Source organism: Pontibacter sp. Tf4 (genome assembly GCF_014212495.1).
Taxonomy (GTDB): Bacteria; Bacteroidota; Bacteroidia; order Cytophagales; family Hymenobacteraceae; genus Pontibacter.
Map to the genome: position 1 here is coordinate 335,784 of NZ_JACKZC010000002.1, position 21,002 is coordinate 356,785.

Genomic DNA, 21,002 nt, shown 5'->3' on the forward strand with positions numbered 1-21,002 from the left:
CTTATATATCCTATAGTTGTGGATCAAATCTTTACTGTCATTTCGAGTGTAGCGAGAAATCTATCTCAGCCTATAGGTTTAGTAAAGACCTAGCAGCGTGCGCAGCTCCTGCTAGCGTCTGGTGCTATAGTTTGCTTTGCCTACTGCTGGAAACAAGCCTTTTCTTTCATAGCTTCTTTTATTCCTGGGAGCTTTACTAACCCATTGTCTTATAGTTTGGTTGGCTCCCTCCGGGGCCGGAAGGCCCCGTCTTCGGGCATCGCGCTGCTGCCTTCTTGCTATCCTCGTACCTCGGATTGCCTCACGGCACCGCAACAAGTCAAAGGCGCTCAACCCAAAGACTGATAACACATTCGATAGCTGCTGCTTAAACTATAGTCTCTTTATTGTCTTTTCGTTAGAGTAGTTCAGTTTTTCTCCTGGTTGTAATTCCGTGGGGCAGGCTGCGCCTGCCTGCTCTCGGTCTGTAACTCTGGAACTAATAGTTGTCAACTTTAGCAAGGCAGAGATTGTCCCCTTTAGGGGACTACAGGGGTGTTTAAGCAGCAACTATAGAACTAAAGCCTAACTATAGCGACTAGAATAGTCTCCCTCTACTGTTTTTAGGAGAGGGCTGGGGTGAGGTAATCCTGAAAATCCTTATTCAGACAAACTGTTTTTAACAGGAAACTAAGGTAAAGTAACCACTACCGCTTAAACAACTCAGTCTTCACTCCCTCCACATAATTTACCAGTTCCGGAAAAAAGGATTCGAATTCCTGTTGGTACGAACTATAGTTTAAGGCCAGCTCCTCTCCTGCTGTTTCCATGTTAGATTCGAAACTGGTGCGGCGGCTGAGGCCGGTTAGGGCGCGGCTTATTCCTTCAATTTCGGCATAGCCCAGGAGCCAGTTCTGTTGCATCATATACGGGAAGAAATGCTGTACTTTAGCTGGTAGTGTTGGCAAATGGCTGTTGATCAAATGGTAGGTGCGTTGAGTATAACCGGCCAGGGATTCGGCTGCATAGTGCTCAAACTTAACTGCCAAGAAATGGTCATAAAAGAGGTCGGCTACTACCGGGGCGTATTTCTTATACCGCTCCCGCAGTCGGGCTTTGGTTTCTGCAACTATAGGGTGCGTGTCGGTATAGCTGTCGATGAAACGGTGAAGGTAAATACCCCGTGCTATACCGGTACTATAGTTTGCTGCCTGTTTGCCTTTTACAGCATCAGCTATAAAGTTGCCAAGCAGCAGTTCTTCATCGTTTCCGGACAGGTATAAATGGGCGAGATAGTTCAAATCAGTAACGTTAGGTACAGCGTTTTAAACAACTTATACTGTGCTTTGTTACAAAGGTATAAACTATGGCTTATAAACCCTTTGTAAGTAAGGCGCGTAAGCAAAACACACAAATCCAACAACATAAAACTATGAGCAACGACCAGAAAACCGACTTACAGAAACTGATAGATAAGATCAAAGATATAGACACCGCCATGATGACCACTGCCGATGACGACGGCAGTCTGCGAAGTCGCCCGATGCGCAACATGCAGATAAAAGAAGATGGCGTGATATGGTTCTTTACAGGTTATGAATCGGCTAAAACACACGAGCTGCAGAACGATGCGCATGTTAACTTAAGTTACGCCAGACCAGATGATCAGCTATATGTTTCGGTGTCGGGCAGGGCAACTATAAGCAGAGACAAAGCCAAGATTGACGAACTATGGAACCCGGCCATGAAAGCATGGTTTCCGGAAGGAAAGGATGACCCGAACATCGGCCTGATTAAAGTAACAATTGATAAAGCCGAATACTGGGACTCGCCGAGCAGTGCTATGGTACATTTATATGGCGTAGTAAAAGCTGCCATTACCGGTGAGCGTGCCGACCCGGGCGAAAACAAAAAGATCAACCTGTAAGTATAAAAGAGTACCTATAGCTTGAAAGCAACACCTGCCCTACTCCCGTTCGGCAGGTGTTTTTTTGCAGTTCATTTCACAATGATTACCTTACTTTCAATTAACAACCAGCAACCAACTACTCTAATCCATTGCAGCCAACTATAGCAATTGCCCCGCGCCTTACCACGCTCACCCTGTTTGGCATTAAAAAAGGCCACCTGCGTTGGGGACTGGCACAAATGGGAACCTCCGCACCAAAGCTGGCCACCGTTCCGGGCTTATTGTTCTATAAACTACTGGGAAGCGGACATGGCAGAGGCTTCAGCATTAAACCCAACTTTTACAGGTACGGCCTGCTTTGTACCTGGGAAAATGAAGCGGCGGCAGAGAATTTCTTTTGTAGTTCCGGGTTGATGCAGGAGTACCAACAGCACACCTTCGAAAGCTGGACCTGCTACCTGCAGACTTTGCAAAGCCACGGGCAATGGGACAAAAAAGAGCCCTTCACGCCTGCTGAAAGCCTCAACTATAGTTCGGGGCCAATTGCGGTGCTCACACGCGCAAGCATCAATCTGCAGGCTCTGCCTAATTTCTGGCGGTTTGTGCCGCAGTCGAGTAAGGCGCTGGATGATGCGCAAGGCCTGCTTTGTTCGATCGGCTTAGGCGAATTACCGCTTGTACGGCAGGCAACGTTCAGTATCTGGGAAAGTGCAGAGGCTATGAAAAACTATGCTTACCGCAACCCCAGGCACCAGGAAGTGATCAAACGCACCCGCTCCGAAAACTGGTATTCCGAAGAACTCTTTGCGCGGTTCATCCCTCTTAAAACAGTCGGTACCTGGAACGGCACTGACCCGGTCCGGAGCTACGTGGCCGGTTAATGTTTTTTGCTTTTTAAGCCCACCATAATGTCTTCCAGCAGGTCCACCTGAATTTGCTGGATCTCGATGAGGCGCTGGTTCTGGTTGATGATCAGGTGATCAATTTTTTCGTGCAGCAGGCGTATCTCCAGTTCCGCTTTCAGGTTTACCTGGTAATCATATTCTGAGCGCTGGCGGTCTTTTGCCTCTTTGCGGTTCTGGCTCATCATAATAATCGGCGCCTGTATGGCAGCGAGGCACGAAAGGATCAGGTTCAAAAGAATAAAAGGATAAGGATCAAAAGGACGGGTAGCTACAAAGTATACATTCACGGCCATCCAAAGGAAAAGGAATGAAAAGAAGAGCAGAATAAACGTCCAGCTGCCGCCAAATTCAGCAATTTTATCAGACACCCGCTCCCCTAATGTCAGGTTCTCGGACAGTTCTGTTTCTATGTTAGAAGAGAGCACCTCGTGTTCATTTATGCTCTGGATCACTTCTTTTTCCAGCTCCGACAATTCCCCCAGCTCACTTGTCAGCATATTTTCGAGGTACTTGTTGCGGTACTGGTTCAGCACGGCAACAGACACATACCCTTTCTCATCAAAGGTAGGGTAATCGGCCTTTAGCAGTTTCAGGATGTTCTTGCGTATATCAGCCCCGACTACCAATTGCTGCATGGGCAAATGTTTTCCGGTAACCTGGCAAAGGCCTGTGCTGTTTCGATGTGCTCTCATAAGGTATACTGCTTCACCTTATGTAGCCATACGCAGGACAGCTTTAATCGATAAACTATAGTTTACTTAAACTGCTGGTTGATCTGCTCCAATGCGTTCTCTATCAGTTTGCTCATGGCCTCATACGTGCGGTAGCCACGGCTCAGCAGATTTACCTCATGACCATTCAGGATATAGATGCTCGGGAAAGCTACGGCCTGCAGGTGACGCGCGATCACAAAATCCTGCTGCGTTTTGGCAAGCATATCTTCTGAGCTGAACTTCTCCAGAAAAGCATCTTCTTCAATACCAAAAGTACTCGCTATTTCAGCCAGCACCGCAGCGTTGGTTACATCATTGTTACCGGCATAAAAAGCAGTCTGTACTTTCTCGGCCATTTCCAGTTCAGCTTCCGGCTTCAGGTAACGCATTGTGATGACAGCACGGCAGGTGGGTTCGGTATTGTAAATAAAGTCGGTTCTGTCGAAGAAACTATAGTCGAATGGCTGGTTGGTAACCTGCTCTACATCCTGCCAGTGCTGTTTAGTTTTATCTACATTTTCTGCATCCATCGGCTCTGTATTCGCACGAAGTCCGCCCAGCACCAATTTAAAATTTAGTTTGCCTTTCTGCTCCTGTTTTATGCGGTGCAACACCGGCGCAAAACCATAGCACCACGAGCACATCGGGTCCATTACATAAATCAGGTGCGGCACATCCAGCAGATCGTATTTTTCCATTTCTAAAGTTCAATTGTAAAGCTGCAAAGTTACTATTGATTGTTGAATTGCTAAATTGTTTAATTGTTGTTTATAGTTAAGAGCACAAAAAGCAATTTAACCATCTAACAATTTAGCCATTTAGCCTTCCAACAATTAACTTAGCGGTTTAGGAAAGATTAAAGCGAATACACGATAAACTATGTCAGAGTATAATTTCAATCAGATTGAGAAAAAATGGCAGCGTTACTGGGAAGAGAACCAGACGTTTAAAGCCAACGAAAGCAACGATAAACCAAAGTATTACGCCCTGGATATGTTCCCGTATCCGTCTGGTGCCGGCCTGCACGTAGGTCACCCGCTTGGTTACATTGCTTCTGATATAGTGAGCCGTTACAAGCGCCTGAAAGGATTTAACGTGCTGCATCCGATGGGCTTTGACTCATTTGGTCTGCCAGCCGAGCAATATGCCATCCAGACTGGTCAGCACCCGGCCATTACCACAGAGCAGAACATTACCCGCTATGTAGAACAGCTCAAAAACATCGGTTTCTCTTTTGACTGGGAACGCGAAGTGCGCACCTCTGACCCGAACTACTACAAATGGACGCAGTGGATCTTTAAGCAACTGTTCAACAGCTACTATAACTATAGCACTGACAAAGCGGAAACGATAGACAAGCTGATTGCTGAGTTTGCAGCCAATGGTAACGCCAACGTAAACGCCGCCTGCGACGAAGACACGCCTGCCTTCACAGCCGAAGACTGGAAAGCCATGAACAAGCAGCAGCAGGCAGAAATGCTTCTAAAGTACAGACTGACCTATGTGGCTGAAGCGGTTGTAAACTGGTGTCCTGCACTGGGTACGGTACTGGCGAATGACGAAGTAGTGGGTGGAGTTTCGGAGCGTGGCGGTTACCCTGTTGAGCGCAAGAAAATGCGCCAGTGGATGATGCGCATCACGGCTTACGCCGAGCGTTTACTTCAGGGTTTAGAAACTATAGATTGGCCGGAGCCTGTAAAAGAAATGCAACGCAACTGGATCGGTAAATCGGTTGGTGCCGAGCTGGATTTTGCCATTGAAGGTGATGGTCATATTAAGGTATTTACAACGCGTATCGACACCATTTTCGGGGCATCGTTTGTAGTGCTGGCGCCGGAGCATGACCTGGTTGCCCAGATTACCACAGACGAGCAGCGCGCAGCTGTAGAAGCATATGTGCAGGTAGCCAAGAACCGCTCGGAGCGCGAGCGTATGACGGATGTAAAAACTGTGAGCGGTGTGTTTACAGGTGCTTACGCCATTAACCCGATCTCAGAAGAGCGCGTGCCGATCTGGATTGCCGATTATGTTTTGGCTGGTTACGGTACTGGTGCGGTAATGGCTGTACCAGGTCATGATAGCCGTGACTATGCGTTTGCTAAGCACTTTAACTTGCCTATAAAAGAAGTGGTTGCTGGTGGTAACTTAGCAGAAGAAGCTTATGCAGCCAAAGAAGGTAAGATCATCAACTCCGGTTTCCTGGATGGGCTGGATGTGAAAGATGCTATAAAAGCTGGTATTGCCAAGGCCGAAGAACTGGGCGTGGGCAAAGGCCGCGTGCAGTACCGTATGCGCGATGCCGTGTTCAGCCGCCAGCGTTATTGGGGCGAGCCGGTTCCGGTTTACTTTAAAGATGGCATTCCGCACTTGCTGACAGACGATGAATTGCCATTAGAATTGCCAAAGATTGATGCCTACCTGCCAACAGAAACCGGTGAGCCGCCACTTGGCCGCGCCGTGGACTGGAAGTATGAAAACCAGTATGAGTATGAACTGAGTACCATGCCGGGTTGGGCAGGCAGCAGCTGGTACTGGTACCGCTACATGGACCCACAGAACAACACCGAATTTGCAGCAAAAGACAAGATCGACTACTGGCGCAATGTAGACCTGTACATCGGTGGTTCAGAGCACGCAACCGGTCACCTGCTTTACTCCCGCTTCTGGAACAAGTTTATGTTTGACCTGGGCTTAGTGGTAGAAGAAGAGCCATTCAAAAAGCTGATCAACCAGGGCATGATCCAGGGCCGTTCAAATTTTGTGTACCGCATTAACGGCACTAACAAGTATGTTTCTTATGGTCTTAAAGATCAGTACGAAACAACGCAGCTGCACGTCGATGTAAATATAGTTGAGAACGATGTGCTGGACCTTGAAGCTTTCAAGGCATGGAGACCTGAAAATGCTGATGCGGAATTTATACTGGAAGACGGTAAGTATAACGTTGGCGTTGAAATTGAGAAGATGTCGAAGTCGAAGTACAACGTAGTGAACCCGGATGACCTGGTGGACAGAATGGGTGCCGATACGCTGCGTATGTACGAGATGTTCCTGGGTCCGCTGGAGCAATTCAAACCCTGGAATACCAATGGCATGGACGGCGTACACAAGTTCCTGAAAAAGTACTGGAAGCTCTTCCATGACAAGGATGGCAACTTTATAGTTAGCGACGAGACACCGACTGCCGCAGAAATGAAGTTGCTGCACAAAACCATCCAGAAGGTGGAAGAAGATATCGAGCGTTTCTCGTTCAATACATCGGTGCCGGCATTTATGATCTGTGTAAATGAGCTTAGCCAGCTGAAGACGAACAAACGTTCCATACTGGAGCCGTTAACTATACTTCTGTCGTCTTACGCCCCGCACATTACCGAAGAGATCTGGCAGAAACTGGGCCACTCTGAAAGTATTAGCTATGCCAGCTTCCCGGAATTTAACGCAGCGTACCTGGTTGAGAATACGTTTGAGTACCCGGTTTCAGTAAACGGCAAGACCCGTGCGAAGATGACTTTTGCATTGGACACGCCGCGCGAGGCCATGGAGAAAGCTGTACTGGCAGACGAACAGGTAACCAAGTTTTTTGAAGGAAAAGCACCAAAGAAAATCATTATAGTACCTAACAAAATCATCAATGTGGTAGTATAATAAAGCTCCATTTTACCAACTAACTTTCTAAAAGCCGTCAGCAACCCATCCTGGCGGCTTTTTCATTTCCGGGAGCTATAGTTATAGTTTGCAGCATCAAAAAAAGGTGACCTGTTGCCAGTGCCACCTTTATAAGATCTATAGTTCTTTCAGAACGGTTTAGTTCGTTTCTATGGGAGCTGCTGCCCGTATGCGCCGTGATGCAGTTTTAATGGATGCACGTACTTTGTTTAGCAGCTGACTTAACTGTACGGCTTCCTCTTCGCTAAGGCCTTGCATCAGGCTGTCGAGCAGGGTAAGCTCAGGGTCTATTGTTTCCATCAGGGTGTGCCCCTTCTCCGAAAGCACGATGTTCACCAGTCGCTTGTCATGCGGGTTCTGTTTTACTTCCACAAACCCTTTTCCGTTCAGTCTGCTAACCAGGCGCGAGGTATCCGACATCTTATCCAGCATTTTCTCACGAAGACCTGAGGTAGAGATCGGTCGTGGGTAATGGTCCCTTAGAATGCGCAGCGCATTGTACTGCTGTGTGGTAAGGCTGAAGCGTTTAAAAAAGCTCTCATAGCCATTAAAAAGGAATCCGGATGTATAAAGCAGGTTTAAACCCGCCTTCTGCCAGTCGTTCCGGATCTTAACCCCAACTTCATTTTCGAAATGCATAAATTAATCTAAGGTGTGGTGTCAATTATAATTAAAAAAACTGAATTTATAAGATAAGCGAACCAAAATTTAGTGCGAAATGCATGTTTTTCACTACGAACTACATCAGTGCGCTTTCCTTCAGGAACTGAGTAAGCAGTTTTTACGGTCCCGGACAACTTATGTTAAAGTCCGGTGCTGCAATCAGGAACCCAGTTGCATTTTCTGTGCTTTCGTCAGCTTGGCTACCACCAAGTTGTACGAGGCATCAATCATCTGCAACAGCAATTGTTCTGGTAAACCCGCTTCCGGTAAAACCGTGTTCCAGTGCTTTTTGCTCATGTGGTAGCCGGGCTTTACCTGCGGGTACTTTTCCCGCAACTCCACTGCTTCATCCGGGTTGCATTTCAGGGCGATGCCGTTCTCAAACTCTGATATGCTGCAAAGTGCAAACATCTTTCCGCACACTTTAAATACCAGCGTATCTTCGTCAAATGGCAGTTCTTCGGTGGTGCCAGGCTTGGCAAGACAATACTCTCTGAGGGCTTCAATGTGCATGGGTTTGGTGCTTCTTTTTTAAAGCGGGATACAATGTAATAAAAAAAGGAGAACCATAAGATTCTCCTTTCAACTATTTTATTTTTTGGATGTTAAAGATGCGTTATGATAAAGTAAATGATGGCAGCCAGAAACATCAGGATCGAAATCTTATTGATGGTATGCATGGCGCGCAGGTTAAAATTACTCTTACGCTTCGGGTCCTTTTTACGAAAAAAGTAAGTCGCTACTTCCGTGAAGTCAAATAGTCCCTTCATATAGATACAGGTTATAGTTTAAATACGGGTTTACTCTGGTTAAGAACATCAGTATCAGTAAGTAAATTTCCCTAAAGGCAACTTACCAAGCAAATAAGCCATAGCGCTTGCCATACAAAAGCAAAGTACCGCTGCTATGGGTATACCAATCACGGGCACTTCAAAATTCAGGGATATTCCCATTCTGGCTACCAGTATATGGTCTATTACCAGCGGGTGCATCAAAAATACAGCAAAAGTAAATTTACTCAATCTTGTAATGACTTTTATAACAGACGCTGAAAAATAGCGGATAACCCTGAAAGCAATGAACCAGATGCCAATAGATCTGAATATGATCTGCAGCCCGACACTCTCGTAGAACAGCTCGCCTTCGGTGCCGACCGTAACTGCATAACAATAAGCGCCGGCCAGCGTACCTATAAAACCAATTACAATAAACAGCAGGCTTACCGTTCTTTTGCCGAGCCAATCGTGCTCCTTAACTGTTGTGAGCAGATATCCCAGCACCACATACTCTACATAAATGATGTACCGCAGCACTGTTTCAGCGGCAGGTGCCAACAGCTGCACCCCATACCAGCCTATACTGGTCAGGCATATTAGTAATATTGCTCCGCTGGCTGTGAGGCCGCTTTTCTGCAGTATTATTCTGAGAAGGGGCATACAACTATAGATTCCGATGATCAGGTACACATACCAGAAGTAGCCGGTTGCTCCCTTAAGTAATCCTATACTATAGTCTGCGAAGGTGATGTCAGCCAGTTTGTGACGGGCAACTATAAAAACGAGCGTCCAGAATGCGAAAGGAAAGAAAACACGCAGTACCCTATTTTTGATGAAGGTAAGCCCCGTGGCCTTGGGCAATAATAACGCTCCGGAAAGCATCAGAAAAAGCGGTACACCGGACCTGAAAAGTGCTTCGTACACATTGCCCGACCACCATAGCAAAGTATCCGGGGCATTGCTTCTTACTACCGGAGTAGCTACATGTACTACTATAACAGAAAAAGCAGCAAATACACGAATGAGATCAAATGCGGCTACACGCTTAGTTGCAGCCGTATTTGCATCTATAGTTGTACCCAGCACCGGCTGCATAAAGCAGGCTTACGCTTCCAGGTTTACAGGTTCAATCCAGCGGTCGTCTTCGCGTATCAGTTCTATTAGTTCATCAACGGCGCGGTCGGCAGGCACTGATTTTTTGATGACTGTCTGACCGCGGTACAGGGCTATTTTGTCTTTTCCGACACCAACATAGCCATAGTCTGCATCAGCCATCTCGCCGGGCCCGTTTACAATGCAGCCCATAATGCCAATCTTTACGCCTTTCAGGTGGTCTGTGCGCTTACGGATCATGGCAGTGGTTTCCTGCAGGTCGAACAGGGTACGGCCGCAGCTCGGGCAGCTAATGTATTCTGTTTTGCTCATGCGCGTACGGGCCGCCTGCAGTATGCCGAAGCTCAGTTTATTCAGCGTATCTATCGTTTGCAGCTCAGCAGATTTTTCTTGTTCCGGCAGTAATTCTGTACTCAGAAGCACGCCGTCTCCTAAACCGTCGATCAGCAGGCCACCTATATCTGTTGAGGCGTATAGTTGAATCTGGTCTGCTGTGAGCTCGCCATAAGCACGTTTAATGATACACGGTACCTGAATCCCATTGTTCATCAGCCTGAAAAAGCACTTGCGCAGCTCCGGCATGGCGTGTTCGTTGGTAGTATGCAGCATTAGTACAGCAGCACCATCGGTCTTCACCTGTTCTATAAATTCTGCTGTGAGATCGTGAATGGTAGCAAGTATAAAGTTAAGTTTGGCGTCGCGCTCTGAATTAGCCAGGTACTCTGTAGCCGTTAGCAACGGGTGTCGGTGCTCGCTCCTCTCCGACTGCAGCCACGAACTATAGTTTACGATCTCTTTCAGGCCATTTGGCAACATGAACGAGATCGGATTATCGCCGGTATAGATATAGTCTGCACCCTGGTCGTTCATGTTAAACTTATCAAGCAACATGGAATACAGGTGTCCCACACATTTCAGATCGGCGTACTGCACATCGGTCAGACGGCTCAGGTCAGCTATAACACGGGGTACATTCTGCGCACCGATATTTTCAACTTCAATGGTTTCCCGGCGGTGGTACTGGAACGGATCTATCGGAACATTACAGATCGGCTTGATCGGGTCAGCTTTTTCGGCACGGTGCGTATAGCGGTCAATCAGGGCCTGCGCAACAGGGGCTTCGGCTTCCGGCGCTTCTGTCAACGACACACGTACCGTATCGCCCAGCCCGTCTTCCAGCAAGGTACCAATCCCGACTGCGGATTTGATACGTCCATCCTCAGCTTCGCCGGCTTCGGTTACGCCCAGGTGCAGCGGGTAAGGCTGTAGCCCTTCTTCATCGAGCTTCTGTACCAGCAAACGATACGCCTGTACCATTACCTGCGTGTTCGATGCCTTCATCGAGATGACGATGTCATAATATTCTTCGGCCTCGCAGATGCGGATAAACTCCAGTGCACTCTCCACCATACCCAGCGGCGTATCGCCATAACGGCTCAGAATACGGTCTGAAAGTGAACCGTGGTTGGTACCAATACGCATAGCAGTACCGTGTTCTTTGCAGATGCGCACCAGCGGTACAAATCGCTCGCGAATACGGTTCAGTTCAGCCTTGTAGGTTTCGTCGTTATACTCTATAACTTCAAATTTCTTCTTATCAGCATAGTTGCCCGGGTTCACACGTACTTTCTCTACAATACGCGCCGCCACTTCGGCAGCATTCGGGGTAAAATGGATGTCCGCAACAAGAGGTACATTGTAGCCGCGTCTGCGTAATTCCTCTTTGATGTTTTTCAGGTTTTCAGCTTCCTTAATACTTGGCGCCGTAATGCGTATGTACTCGCACCCCGCCTCAATCATCCGGATACACTGTTCTACAGAGCCAACTGTGTCCATGGTATCTACCGTGGTCATCGACTGCACCCTGATCGGGTAATCGCCGCCCATCGGTATGCCACCAATGTTGACTACACGTGTTTTCCGGCGCTTATATTCTGTCAGGCTCGGGCTATAGTTCTTGTTCATCTGATCGATCTGGCAATTCATCTCACTCATAACTAAAGTTATGTCTGCTTTGTTCAAAGGGTACTTCACGTAAAATTAGCTTTTATTCGGGACAAGTAAACGCGCCATAGTTTTAAAAATACGTATACCTGTATATATGGAGTAAAATCATGATACACATGGGCGCTTTTTTACCCGGCAATACCCAGCAGCAACTACGGGGGCTGTTACAATGGGAAAAGGTTCGGCACGACCAGCTCAGCCAGGCTATTCTGGTCACGAAAGATGCTGTGCTGGGTTACCTGAAACGCCAGCTCGAAAAAGGCAATTACAGTGCGGTGCTCGATGTGCTGGAAGGGAAACCCATGACCGTCTCCGGAAAGCTGCTCCTCCACGATCTCCAGGACCGAATCGCTACTAACCTGATTCTGCAACTACACATCCGTAAAGTACTGGCCATCAGCATGGCTATTATTATTCTCCCACTGATACTCGCTAAACTCAGCAACCTGGTGATAGATAAATTCAGGGATAATGGATAAGGTTGGTCGTTTGTTTAGTCACTTAGCTGTAGTTATGGAAAACACGCCCCTTCCCCTCTCAAGAGGGGATTTTCTGCTATAATTATAGTTGAAGCTATAGTTCTATAGTTGGTGGAATCAAACCACCCCTGCCCCTCCTTATCCAAGGAGGGGAACTCTGATACCACTATAGTTTGACTATAGTTTTATAGTTAAAGCCCACGTGCAGGCAGGCGCAGCCTGACACAAGGAATTACAACCACGAGAAAAACCGATCTGCTTCAACCAAGAGACATAAAGCAAACTATAGCTAAGGCATCAACTATCGAATGTGATTTCAGTCTTTGGGTTGAGCGCCTTTGACTTGTTGCGGTGCCGATAGGCAATCCGAGGTACGAGGATAGGAAGAAGGCAGCAGCGCGATGCCCGAAGACGGGGCCTCCCGGCCCGGGAGGGAGCCAAGCAAGCTATAGCACGGTAGGTAAGTAGAGCTCCCAGGAATGAAAGTGGCTATGAAAGAAACGGCTTGTTTCAAGTAGTAGGCAAAGTAAACTATAGAACGATAGACCTTGAGCTTCAACTAGAATCCGAGATAGATTTCTCACTTTGTTCGAAATGAAAAAAGTTGAAATGAACTTTAGGATAAAAGAGATCCCTCGCTACTATGCTGGCTCCTTTCAACTCGCATCTCAAGAATACTCTGAACGACAACAGCCAACTATAAAATAAAAAAAGGACGTTCTTACGAACGCCCCTTTCCAAGATAAAACTCAATATTTTTAGTTACGGAACATCAGTTCACGATATTTCACTAACGGCCAGTCTTCGTCATCCACCATGAGTTCCAGTTTATCAACGCTGGTGCGGATAGCATCAAAATAACTGAAGATCTGCTCGCGGTACATGATGGCTTTCTCACGCACATCATCCAGCTGATTTGCTACCTTACGCGCTTTGATCATATCTACCACATTGCGCTGTATTGTCGAAATATGGCGGGAAATACGCTTGATGCTTTCCAGGGTAGTTTCCATGTACTCGTCTTCCAGGCCAAGGTCTTTCAGGCCACGGATGTTCTGGATAAGCTTATTCTGATAAGCTACAGCCGTCGGGATAACGTGGTTCATGGCCAGGTCACCCATCACACGCGACTCGATCTGTATCTTTTTGATGTAGTCTTCCAGCAGGATCTCGTGGCGGGCTTCCACTTCTTTTTCAGTGAAAATGCCGTGTTTCGAGAACAGCTCTTTTACTTCATCGCGGTGGTAAACATCCAGAGCCAGCGGTGTCGATTTAATGTTAGACAGACCACGGCGTTCGGCTTCCTCTTCCCATTCTTTGGAGTAACCATTTCCTTCGAAACGGATCGCTTTAGAGGCTACCACGTACTCGCGTAGTACCTGAATAATCGCCAGCTCCTTTTTCATACCTTTCTGCTCGATCAGCTCATCCACCACTTTGCGGAACTCTATCAGTTGGTCGGCAACAATTGTATTCAGGACGGTAACTGCTGAAGAACTGTTAGCAGATGAACCAACAGCGCGGAACTCAAATTTATTACCGGTAAAGGCGAACGGAGATGTACGGTTGCGGTCAGTGTTATCGCGGAGTACTTCCGGAATGCGGTCGATGCGCAGTTTCAGGTACATGTTGTCTCCTTTTTCGATCGGCACTTTAGAGGTGCGCTCCAGTTCATCTAACACTGCAGACAGTTGCTGGCCCACAAAAACCGACATAATAGCCGGTGGTGCTTCGTTGGCACCCAGGCGGTGGTCGTTGCTGGCAGAGGCAATGCTGGCGCGCAGCAGATCGGCGTGCTTGTAAACAGCCATTACCGTGTTAATGAAAAAGGTAAGGAACTGCAGGTTTTCTTTTGGTTTCTTGCCCGGGCTCAGCAGGTTTACACCAGTATTGGTGCTCAGGGCCCAGTTGTTGTGTTTGCCGCTGCCGTTTACGCCTTTGTAAGGTTTTTCGTGCAGCAATACTTTAAAATTATGACGCTCTGCCACGCGGCCCATAATGTCCATCAGCAGTTGGTTGTGGTCTACGGCCAGGTTGGCATCTTCGTAGGTAGGGGCACACTCAAACTGGTTTGGCGCTACTTCGTTGTGACGGGTGCGCAGCGGTATACCCAGCTTCCAGGCCGACTTTTCGAAATCAACCATAAACGCATGCACACGGCTTGGGATAGAACCAAAATAATGATCTTCCAGCTGCTGGCCTTTGGCGGGGGCATGACCAAACAAGGTGCGGCCAGTCAGTACTAAGTCCGGGCGGGCTTCGTACAGGGCGCGGTCTACCAGAAAATACTCCTGTTCTATACCAAGTGTGGTGTTCACTTTGGCAACATCCTTATCAAAATACTGGCAAACAGGCAGCGCGGCATCCGCCAGCAGGTTCAGCGACTTCAGCAACGGCGTTTTATAGTCCAGGGCTTCGCCGGTGTATGACACAAATATAGTTGGGATACAAAGCGTTTTGGTGCCGGCATTTTCGATCAGGAAAGCCGGAGAAGACGGATCCCAGGCACTATAGCCACGGGCTTCGAAGGTATTACGGATACCGCCGCTTGGGAACGACGAAGCATCCGGTTCCTGCTGCACCAACGCACTGCCTTTAAAGCTTTCAATGGCTTCTCCATCAGAGGTCAGGTCAAAAAAGGAGTCGTGCTTTTCGGCGGTAGAGCCGGTCAGGGGCTGGAACCAGTGAGTATAGTGGGTAGCTCCCTTGCTCATGGCCCAGGTCTTCATGGCAGCAGCAACAGCATCAGCCAGGTTGCGGTCTACCTGTTCGCCGGCATCTATGGTGCGGAGCAGTCTTTTATAAAACTCCGACGACAACGTGGCGCGCATTGCCTGCAGGCCAAAAACATTCTCACCAAAGTAGTCTGAAATAATGTGCGACGGTAAATTTACTTCACCGGGTTTACGCTGACTCACAAGTTCGAGCGCTTTAAAACGAAGGATAGCCATGGGTGTGGGTTGAGATGTTTTAAATGATGACGCAAATTTATATAGAAAATCAAAATCACAACTATAGGGGTCTTATTTTTTACAGGCATTTTTGGAAAAAATATGTTTCATCCACAAACACCCCTGTAATTTTAAGGGGTAGCAAGAGAACACAACTATAGTTTTATGGAATACCCCTTGTTTTTAAAGGGGTGTTTGTTTTACCGGTGTCTGGAATTAACTTCTGCTTTGAGATGTTTTATCAGGCTGGTAAGTGATTATCTTTGCTCCGTGAAAAAGCCTTTATACTTTCAACCCTTCTATTTCCTGTTCTGGGTACTGTTTTTTATAGTTTCCCGGGCAGCTTTTCTGCTCTACCACCTCGACAATACCGCCCAGCTCAGCAGCAGCGACATTGCAGGCACCTTCTGGCATGGTTCCAAACTCGACCTGTCTTTTGCCTCTTACCTGAGCGCCATTCCGTTTATAGTAGCATTTGTGGGTTTGTTATGGAAGAAACTGCCGGCTGCGGCCATCATTCGCTGGTATACGTTTGTACTGCTGGGCATCCTTTCGGTTATACTGGCCGCCGACCTGGAACTATACACGCACTGGGGATTCCGGATGGATGCTACTCCCCTACAATACCTGAACACACCAGCCGAAATGGCGGCTTCGGCCGGCTCGGCTCCTATCCTGCTGCTGGCTTTTGTGGCGCTGGCTTTAACAGGAGTATTTATAGTTGTATACCGGCTGTATTTTGATCTGAAGACATTCAAACAAACGCGTGTTACCTGGCTTACAGCATTTGTCGCTTTGTTTATGGTTGCCCTACTGATTCTGCCGATGCGCGGCGGTGTACAGCAGATCCCGATAAACCAGAGCATCGCCTATTTTTCGGACAGACCGTTTACCAACCATGCCAGCCTGAATCTGCCCTGGAACATGATGCATTCGATGCTTAAGTATGGCGAGACCAGCGAAAACCCTTACCTCTATTTACCCGCTGATTCCGCCGAACTGAAAGTGAAGCAACTATACGCAGCCGCAGCGCCGGATTCTATGCAGCAACAGGTTGTGAAGCCGGGTAAGCCAAATGTGGTGTTCATTATACTGGAGAGCTACACGGCAAAACTGGTAGAGCATTTAGGAGGCGAAAAAGGCATTACATCAAACCTGGACAGATTGGCAAAAGAAGGCATTACGTTCACAAACTTTTATGCCAGCGGCGACCGCAGCCAGAAAGGCATGGTCTCTATCCTGAGCGGTTACCCGGTGCAGCCGGCCACCTCTATTGTGAAAGTACCTAAAAAATCGGAGAAGTTGCCGCAACTGAGCCGCACGTTTGAACAACAGAACTATAGCACCAGCTTTTATTATGGCGGTGAGCTGGAATTTGCCAACCTGAAATCTTACTTCGTAAATGGCGGTTACGATAAACTGATTGATAAATATGCTTTTCCGGAAGAGAGCTATAACAGCAAATGGGGTGCCCACGACCACGTACTTTTCGACCGCGTGCTGCAGGACCTGAACGCTGAAAAGCAGCCATTCTTTAGTACGGTGTATACCCTGAGCAGCCACGAGCCGTTTGAAATTCCGATCAAGCCGAAATTCACCGGAGATGATGTGCCAAACAAGTTCCGCAACAGTGTATACTATACCGACTGGGCCCTTGGCCGTTTTATAGATGCAGCCAAAAAGCAGCCCTGGTGGCAAAACACGCTGGTAGTTATAGTTGCTGACCACGGCCACCCGCTACCTGCCGAAGACCCGAACCACGTTCCAAGTAAATTTCATATTCCGTTTGTACTGACCGGTGGCGCTGTTTCGCAGCACGGACTAAGGATAGAGGCGCTTGGCTCGCAGACGGATATAGCTGCTACGCTACTGGCACAACTGAATATGCCGCACCAGGAATACAACTGGAGCCGCAACCTGCTGACACCAACAACTCAGCCATTTGCCTTTTATGCTTTTCAGGATGGCTTCGGCTACCTGACACCTAATGGCGAAGTGACCTTTGACAATACATCGAAAAAAGTGATCACAAGAGACAAAGCTGTTACAGACGAGCAGCTGGAAGCAGGAAAAGCGTATCTGCAGTACTCGTTCACTGATTTTCTGGAAAAATAGAATTAATGGCTACATTGTTTAATGGCTAAATTGTTGTTTTTCAGTATTAAACAATCAATAATTTAACAATGTAGCCATTAAACCATTTAGCCTTAATTTTTGTACCTTTGCAACCTATTATGAAAAAGGTAGCTTTTTATACATTGGGTTGTAAACTCAACTATTCCGAGACCAGTACTATTGGCCGTATTTTCCAGGAGCGTGGTTTTGAGAAAGTGGAGTTTACCGATACGCCCGATATTTATGTGATAAATACCTGCTCTGTAACCGATAATGCGGACAAAAAATGCAGGAAAATAGTGAAGGAAGCGCAGAAGTACTCACCAAATGCTTTCATTACTATTCTGGGTTGCTATGCGCAGCTGAAGCCGAAAGAAATTGCGGAAATACCTGGGGTTGATGCTGTTCTGGGGGCCGCCGAGAAGTTTCAGTTAGTAGATATACTGGAAGGCTTTACCAAAAAGGACAAGGCCGAAGTATATGCCAGCCCCATTTCGGAAGCCAATACGTTTCATAACTCCTACTCGTTCGGAGATCGTACCCGTACCTTCCTGAAAGTGCAGGATGGCTGCGATTATTCCTGCTCATTCTGTACTATTCCACTTGCCCGTGGCAACAGCCGTTCCGATACCATTGCAAATGTGGTGCGCGCTGCCAACGAGATAGCCGAATCCGGGGTGAAGGAAATTGTGCTGACAGGCGTGAACACCGGCGATTTTGGATTGCAGGATGGCAAGCGTGTAGAGACCTTTTTTGACCTGGTAAAAGAACTGGATAATGTAGAGGGCATCGAGCGTTTCCGAATATCCTCCATCGAACCAAACTTACTAAAAGACGAGATCATGGAGTTTGTGGCTGGCAGCAAGCGTTTTATGCCACATTTTCATATTCCGCTACAGTCGGGCTCCAATAAAATTCTGAAACTGATGCGCCGCCGCTACAAGCGCGAACTATATGCTGAGCGAGTTGCTAAAATAAAGGAGCTGATGCCGCATTGCTGTATTGGTGTGGATGTGATTGTTGGCTTCCCTGGCGAAACGGAAGAAGACTTTTTAGAGACCTATAACTTCATAAACGGCCTGGATGTAAGCTACCTGCACGTATTCCCTTATTCTGAGCGCGAAAATACACTGGCTCCTGAAATGCCGGGTAAGGTAAGCATTAAAGAGCGTAACCGCCGTGCCGATATGCTGCGCATCCTTTCAGAAAAAAAGAAGCGTTATTTTTATGAGCAGAACATTGGCCGCGAGTTTACCGTGCTGTTCGAGGATGATGTAAAAGATGGTGTAATGGAGGGCTGGACAGAGAACTATGTGCGTGTGGCAGCCAAATACGACCCGGTACTAGTTAATGAGCTGAAGCATGTACGCCTGACAGGTATAAACGCCGCCGGACTTATGGAAGCCGAAGAAACCTATGTTGAAGTTCTAAAACATTAACTATATTTACCCCACTAACAACCTTTTTAACTTTAATTGACCAACCTGTGAAATTAACAAAGCTTGCCCTTGGCGTAACGGTAGCCTCTCTCTCCCTGGCTGCCTGCAAGCAGGAAGCGGCCAAAAACAATGGCGCTGCTGCAACTACCACTACCACCGAAACGACGGATAAAATTGGAGAAGTGGTTTATGTAAATGCCGACACCCTGCTGGCCAACTATAACCTGTTTAAGGATGTAAAAACACGCCTCGAGACAAAAGCAAAGAAAGCTGAAGGCGACTTGAAATCTAAAGCCAGCGCATTCCAGAATGAGGTTGGCCAATACCAGCAGCGTGCAGCCAACATGAGCGAAGAGCAGCGCGCCGTAACAGAGCAGCGCCTGGCCCGCAAGCAGCAGGAACTTGCCAACCTGAACCAGTCTGAAAGCAACCGCTTGATGACAGAAGAGCAGGAAGAGCAGAAAAAGATCTACGACAAAGTGGAAGCTTTCCTGAAAGACTATAGCAAAGAGAAAGGCTATAAAATGGTGCTTTCTTACTCACGCGGCAACAGCGCCATCCTGTACAGCGATGAATCATTGGATATTACGCAGGACGTGTTGAAGGGCCTGAATGAAGCCTACGACAAAGAAGTAGCTGCTGAAAGCAAAACAGAGACTAAAACTGAAGCGAAGAAGAAATAATCTTCCCGGTTAAACTATAGTTAAAAGGCAGGCCACAAACCTGCCTTTTTTGTTTTCGCAAACTATAGAAGTTATTGAGTTTAAGAGTTTGTGTGTTTAGGAGTTAAAGAAATGTACAAATGCAGTACGTGATGACTTTGCTGTGAAACTATAATTCAGCTTAGTTTGACGCTCCTACTATAAAAAAGCAGTTGGTTATAAGAAAGATGAAGATGAAACTATAAGTTAGAACAAGCAGACCAAATCTCAAACTATGGACTTAAGATGATACCCAAACCGAGAAGGCCTTTTCGAAACTCACAAACTATAGTTACTCGTAGCGAAGAGCTTCTATTGGGTCTAATTTTGATGCGCGATAAGCTGGGTAAGAGCCGGAGATAACGCCAACTATAACACAGATCGATAAGCCGACAATTACCCAAAGCCAGGGAACTATAAAACCGCCACCGCCAATGAGCGCTGCAATGCCGTTTCCCATCAGGATGCCCAGGAAAACACCGGCCAGTCCGCCAAGCGCACAGATCACAATCGACTCGATCAAAAACTGCTGACGTATCTGAAAAGCAGTTGCACCCAGCGCTTTTCTCACACCAATCTCTCGGGTACGCTCGTTCACCGATACCATCATAATGTTCATCAGGCCCACCGATGCGCCCAACAGCGTAATAAAACCGATCACAAAGCCACCTATCTTTAAATATCCCGATATTTCATTCAGGCTCTCTAGTAAGGAGTCGCTACGCTCTATTTCAAAGGATTCTTCCTGGCCCAGGGCATCCTGGCGTACGGCACGCATAACACCGGTTGCTTCACCCATCGTATAGGTCAGCTCTTCGGCTCTCGGAATCATGGTTTTTATATCATAGGTCAGGGCCGAATTTCCGGCTCTCGGTATCTGGCGGCCTGTTTCCAGCGGAATAATTATGGTTCTGTCGCCGGCATTGCCTCCCATCGAGCTGCCTTTTTCTTCCAGCATGCCAACGATCTTAAACCTGCGCCCCAGAAAAGAAACGTACTCCCCGAGCGGGTCAGACTTCGGGAAAAGGTTTTTCCTGATCTCGCTGCCGATAATGGCCACATTTACCCCGTATTCCTGCTCAAAATTAGAGAAGTCGCGGCCCTGCGCCAGGTTCAGGTTGTGGCTCTGGATGTAGAACTCATCGCCGGCAACAATATTGATGTTTGGGTTTGTTTTATCGGTCTCGCTTTTAACTACCGTAGCCCCCGACACGTACGCCGATAAACTGACCGTAGCCTGCTCGCTCATCAGTTCTTTATATTGCTGCGCCTGATCGTAGGTAATTTCCGGGTAAACTTTCTGGGCACGACCGCCCCGGTTACCGCGGTTGTTCTGGCCTTTCCGTTCTATGTCAAAAGAGTTGGCGCCAAGGCTTGAGAAGGTCTGGTCCAGCGAATATTTTATACCGTCTACCGCCGTCAGGATTCCAACCAGCGACATGATACCAAACGCGATAATAAGGCCGGTAAGTACCGTACGAAGCAGGTTGCCCTGTATGGCCCGCAGGCCTTCGCGAATATTTTCGATCAGGTTCATAGTTCAGGTTGTGCGCTTTTGTGGTTTTTCTCGTTATAGCTAATAACAG

Annotated in this window: 17 protein-coding genes; 7 read left to right on the forward strand and 10 right to left on the reverse strand. The window is 47.5% G+C overall.

What is annotated here, in order from left to right:
* Window positions 1-686: 686 nt before the first annotated feature.
* Window positions 687-1,280 (reverse strand): ACP phosphodiesterase, encoded by a 594-nt coding sequence (locus H7F15_RS04415; RefSeq protein ID WP_185195742.1) that lies wholly within the window; start codon window positions 1,278-1,280, stop codon window positions 687-689.
* 131 nt (window positions 1,281-1,411) lie between these two features.
* Between H7F15_RS04415 and H7F15_RS04420 the strand changes: the two genes are divergently transcribed.
* Both H7F15_RS04420 and H7F15_RS04425 read left to right on the forward strand, forming a co-directional pair.
* Window positions 1,412-1,906 carry a pyridoxamine 5'-phosphate oxidase family protein gene (locus H7F15_RS04420; RefSeq protein WP_185195743.1) on the forward strand — a complete coding sequence of 165 codons (495 nt, stop codon included), beginning with the start codon at window positions 1,412-1,414 and terminating at the stop codon, window positions 1,904-1,906.
* A 131-nt stretch (window positions 1,907-2,037) separates the two neighbouring features.
* The gene (locus H7F15_RS04425; RefSeq protein ID WP_185195744.1) at window positions 2,038-2,769 is read left to right on the forward strand and encodes a spheroidene monooxygenase; all 732 of its coding nucleotides are present in this window, start codon (window positions 2,038-2,040) and stop codon (window positions 2,767-2,769) included.
* Here H7F15_RS04425 and H7F15_RS04430 read toward each other — a convergent pair.
* A complete protein-coding gene (locus H7F15_RS04430; RefSeq protein ID WP_185195745.1) occupies window positions 2,766-3,485 on the reverse strand; it encodes a DUF1003 domain-containing protein in 720 nt (239 codons plus the stop codon). The two genes, H7F15_RS04425 and H7F15_RS04430, sit on opposite strands and share 4 nt — an antisense overlap.
* Window positions 3,486-3,547: 62 nt before the next feature.
* On the reverse strand, window positions 3,548-4,204 hold the full coding sequence (locus tag H7F15_RS04435; protein ID WP_185195746.1) for a DsbA family protein: 657 nt from the start codon (window positions 4,202-4,204) through the stop codon (window positions 3,548-3,550).
* 181 nt (window positions 4,205-4,385) lie between these two features.
* Between H7F15_RS04435 and leuS the strand changes: the two genes are divergently transcribed.
* Entirely contained in the window at window positions 4,386-7,151 is a 2,766-nt protein-coding gene (gene leuS / locus H7F15_RS04440) for a leucine--tRNA ligase (RefSeq protein WP_185195747.1), read from the forward strand.
* Window positions 7,152-7,310: 159 nt separating this feature from the next.
* Here leuS and H7F15_RS04445 read toward each other — a convergent pair whose 3' ends face one another.
* From H7F15_RS04445 to ispG, 5 genes are all read right to left on the reverse strand, one after another.
* Window positions 7,311-7,811, reverse strand: a complete 501-nt coding sequence (locus tag H7F15_RS04445; protein WP_185195748.1) for a MarR family winged helix-turn-helix transcriptional regulator — start codon at window positions 7,809-7,811, stop codon at window positions 7,311-7,313.
* Window positions 7,812-7,994: 183 nt separating this feature from the next.
* Window positions 7,995-8,348, reverse strand: a complete 354-nt coding sequence (locus tag H7F15_RS04450; protein ID WP_185195749.1) for an MmcQ/YjbR family DNA-binding protein — start codon at window positions 8,346-8,348, stop codon at window positions 7,995-7,997.
* 92 nt (window positions 8,349-8,440) lie between these two features.
* Window positions 8,441-8,605, reverse strand: a complete 165-nt coding sequence (locus H7F15_RS04455) for a DUF6728 family protein (RefSeq protein WP_185195750.1) — start codon at window positions 8,603-8,605, stop codon at window positions 8,441-8,443.
* Between the two features lie 54 nt (window positions 8,606-8,659).
* Window positions 8,660-9,706 carry an acyltransferase gene (locus tag H7F15_RS04460; RefSeq protein WP_185195751.1) on the reverse strand — a complete coding sequence of 349 codons (1,047 nt, stop codon included), beginning with the start codon at window positions 9,704-9,706 and terminating at the stop codon, window positions 8,660-8,662.
* Between the two features lie 9 nt (window positions 9,707-9,715).
* Window positions 9,716-11,689, reverse strand: coding sequence for a (E)-4-hydroxy-3-methylbut-2-enyl-diphosphate synthase (ispG, locus tag H7F15_RS04465; protein ID WP_185195946.1), 1,974 nt, complete (start codon window positions 11,687-11,689; stop codon window positions 9,716-9,718).
* Window positions 11,690-11,838: 149 nt separating this feature from the next.
* On the opposite strand from ispG, the gene H7F15_RS04470 reads away from it, so the two are divergent.
* On the forward strand, window positions 11,839-12,210 hold the full coding sequence (locus tag H7F15_RS04470; protein ID WP_185195752.1) for a hypothetical protein: 372 nt from the start codon (window positions 11,839-11,841) through the stop codon (window positions 12,208-12,210).
* 758 nt (window positions 12,211-12,968) lie between these two features.
* On the opposite strand, the gene H7F15_RS04475 is transcribed toward H7F15_RS04470, so the two are convergent.
* Window positions 12,969-15,161, reverse strand: a complete 2,193-nt coding sequence (locus H7F15_RS04475; protein ID WP_185195753.1) for a glutamine synthetase III — start codon at window positions 15,159-15,161, stop codon at window positions 12,969-12,971.
* A gap of 270 nt (window positions 15,162-15,431) precedes the next feature.
* Between H7F15_RS04475 and H7F15_RS19620 the strand changes: the two genes are divergently transcribed.
* The 3 genes from H7F15_RS19620 (at window position 15,432) to H7F15_RS04490 (ending at window position 19,398) form a co-directional block, all read left to right on the forward strand.
* A complete protein-coding gene (locus tag H7F15_RS19620; protein WP_185195754.1) occupies window positions 15,432-17,276 on the forward strand; it encodes an alkaline phosphatase family protein in 1,845 nt (614 codons plus the stop codon).
* Between the two features lie 119 nt (window positions 17,277-17,395).
* Complete coding sequence (gene mtaB, locus H7F15_RS04485) at window positions 17,396-18,715, forward strand: tRNA (N(6)-L-threonylcarbamoyladenosine(37)-C(2))-methylthiotransferase MtaB (protein WP_185195755.1); 1,320 nt, start codon at window positions 17,396-17,398, stop codon at window positions 18,713-18,715.
* Window positions 18,716-18,762: 47 nt separating this feature from the next.
* Window positions 18,763-19,398 carry an OmpH family outer membrane protein gene (locus H7F15_RS04490; protein WP_221626987.1) on the forward strand — a complete coding sequence of 212 codons (636 nt, stop codon included), beginning with the start codon at window positions 18,763-18,765 and terminating at the stop codon, window positions 19,396-19,398.
* Window positions 19,399-19,708: 310 nt separating this feature from the next.
* On the opposite strand, the gene H7F15_RS04495 is transcribed toward H7F15_RS04490, so the two are convergent.
* Entirely contained in the window at window positions 19,709-20,953 is a 1,245-nt protein-coding gene (locus H7F15_RS04495; RefSeq protein WP_185195756.1) for an ABC transporter permease, read from the reverse strand.
* Between the last annotated feature and the right edge of the window lie 49 nt (window positions 20,954-21,002).

Bases quoted from the DNA above. Each gene is read 5' to 3' on its own strand.
- H7F15_RS04460 (WP_185195751.1), bottom strand. From the start codon at position 9,706: ATGCAGCCGGTGCTGGGTACAACTATAGATGCAAATACGGCTGCAACT.
- H7F15_RS04455 (WP_185195750.1), bottom strand. From the start codon at position 8,605: ATGAAGGGACTATTTGACTTCACGGAAGTAGCGACTTACTTTTTTCGT.
- ispG (WP_185195946.1), bottom strand. From the start codon at position 11,689: ATGAACAAGAACTATAGCCCGAGCCTGACAGAATATAAGCGCCGGAAA.
- H7F15_RS04435 (WP_185195746.1), bottom strand. From the start codon at position 4,204: ATGGAAAAATACGATCTGCTGGATGTGCCGCACCTGATTTATGTAATG.
- H7F15_RS04450 (WP_185195749.1), bottom strand. From the start codon at position 8,348: ATGCACATTGAAGCCCTCAGAGAGTATTGTCTTGCCAAGCCTGGCACC.
- H7F15_RS04475 (WP_185195753.1), bottom strand. From the start codon at position 15,161: ATGGCTATCCTTCGTTTTAAAGCGCTCGAACTTGTGAGTCAGCGTAAA.
- H7F15_RS04420 (WP_185195743.1), top strand. From the start codon at position 1,412: ATGAGCAACGACCAGAAAACCGACTTACAGAAACTGATAGATAAGATC.
- H7F15_RS04430 (WP_185195745.1), bottom strand. From the start codon at position 3,485: ATGAGAGCACATCGAAACAGCACAGGCCTTTGCCAGGTTACCGGAAAA.
- leuS (WP_185195747.1), top strand. From the start codon at position 4,386: ATGTCAGAGTATAATTTCAATCAGATTGAGAAAAAATGGCAGCGTTAC.
- H7F15_RS04445 (WP_185195748.1), bottom strand. From the start codon at position 7,811: ATGCATTTCGAAAATGAAGTTGGGGTTAAGATCCGGAACGACTGGCAG.
- H7F15_RS04470 (WP_185195752.1), top strand. From the start codon at position 11,839: ATGATACACATGGGCGCTTTTTTACCCGGCAATACCCAGCAGCAACTA.
- H7F15_RS04495 (WP_185195756.1), bottom strand. From the start codon at position 20,953: ATGAACCTGATCGAAAATATTCGCGAAGGCCTGCGGGCCATACAGGGC.
- mtaB (WP_185195755.1), top strand. From the start codon at position 17,396: ATGAAAAAGGTAGCTTTTTATACATTGGGTTGTAAACTCAACTATTCC.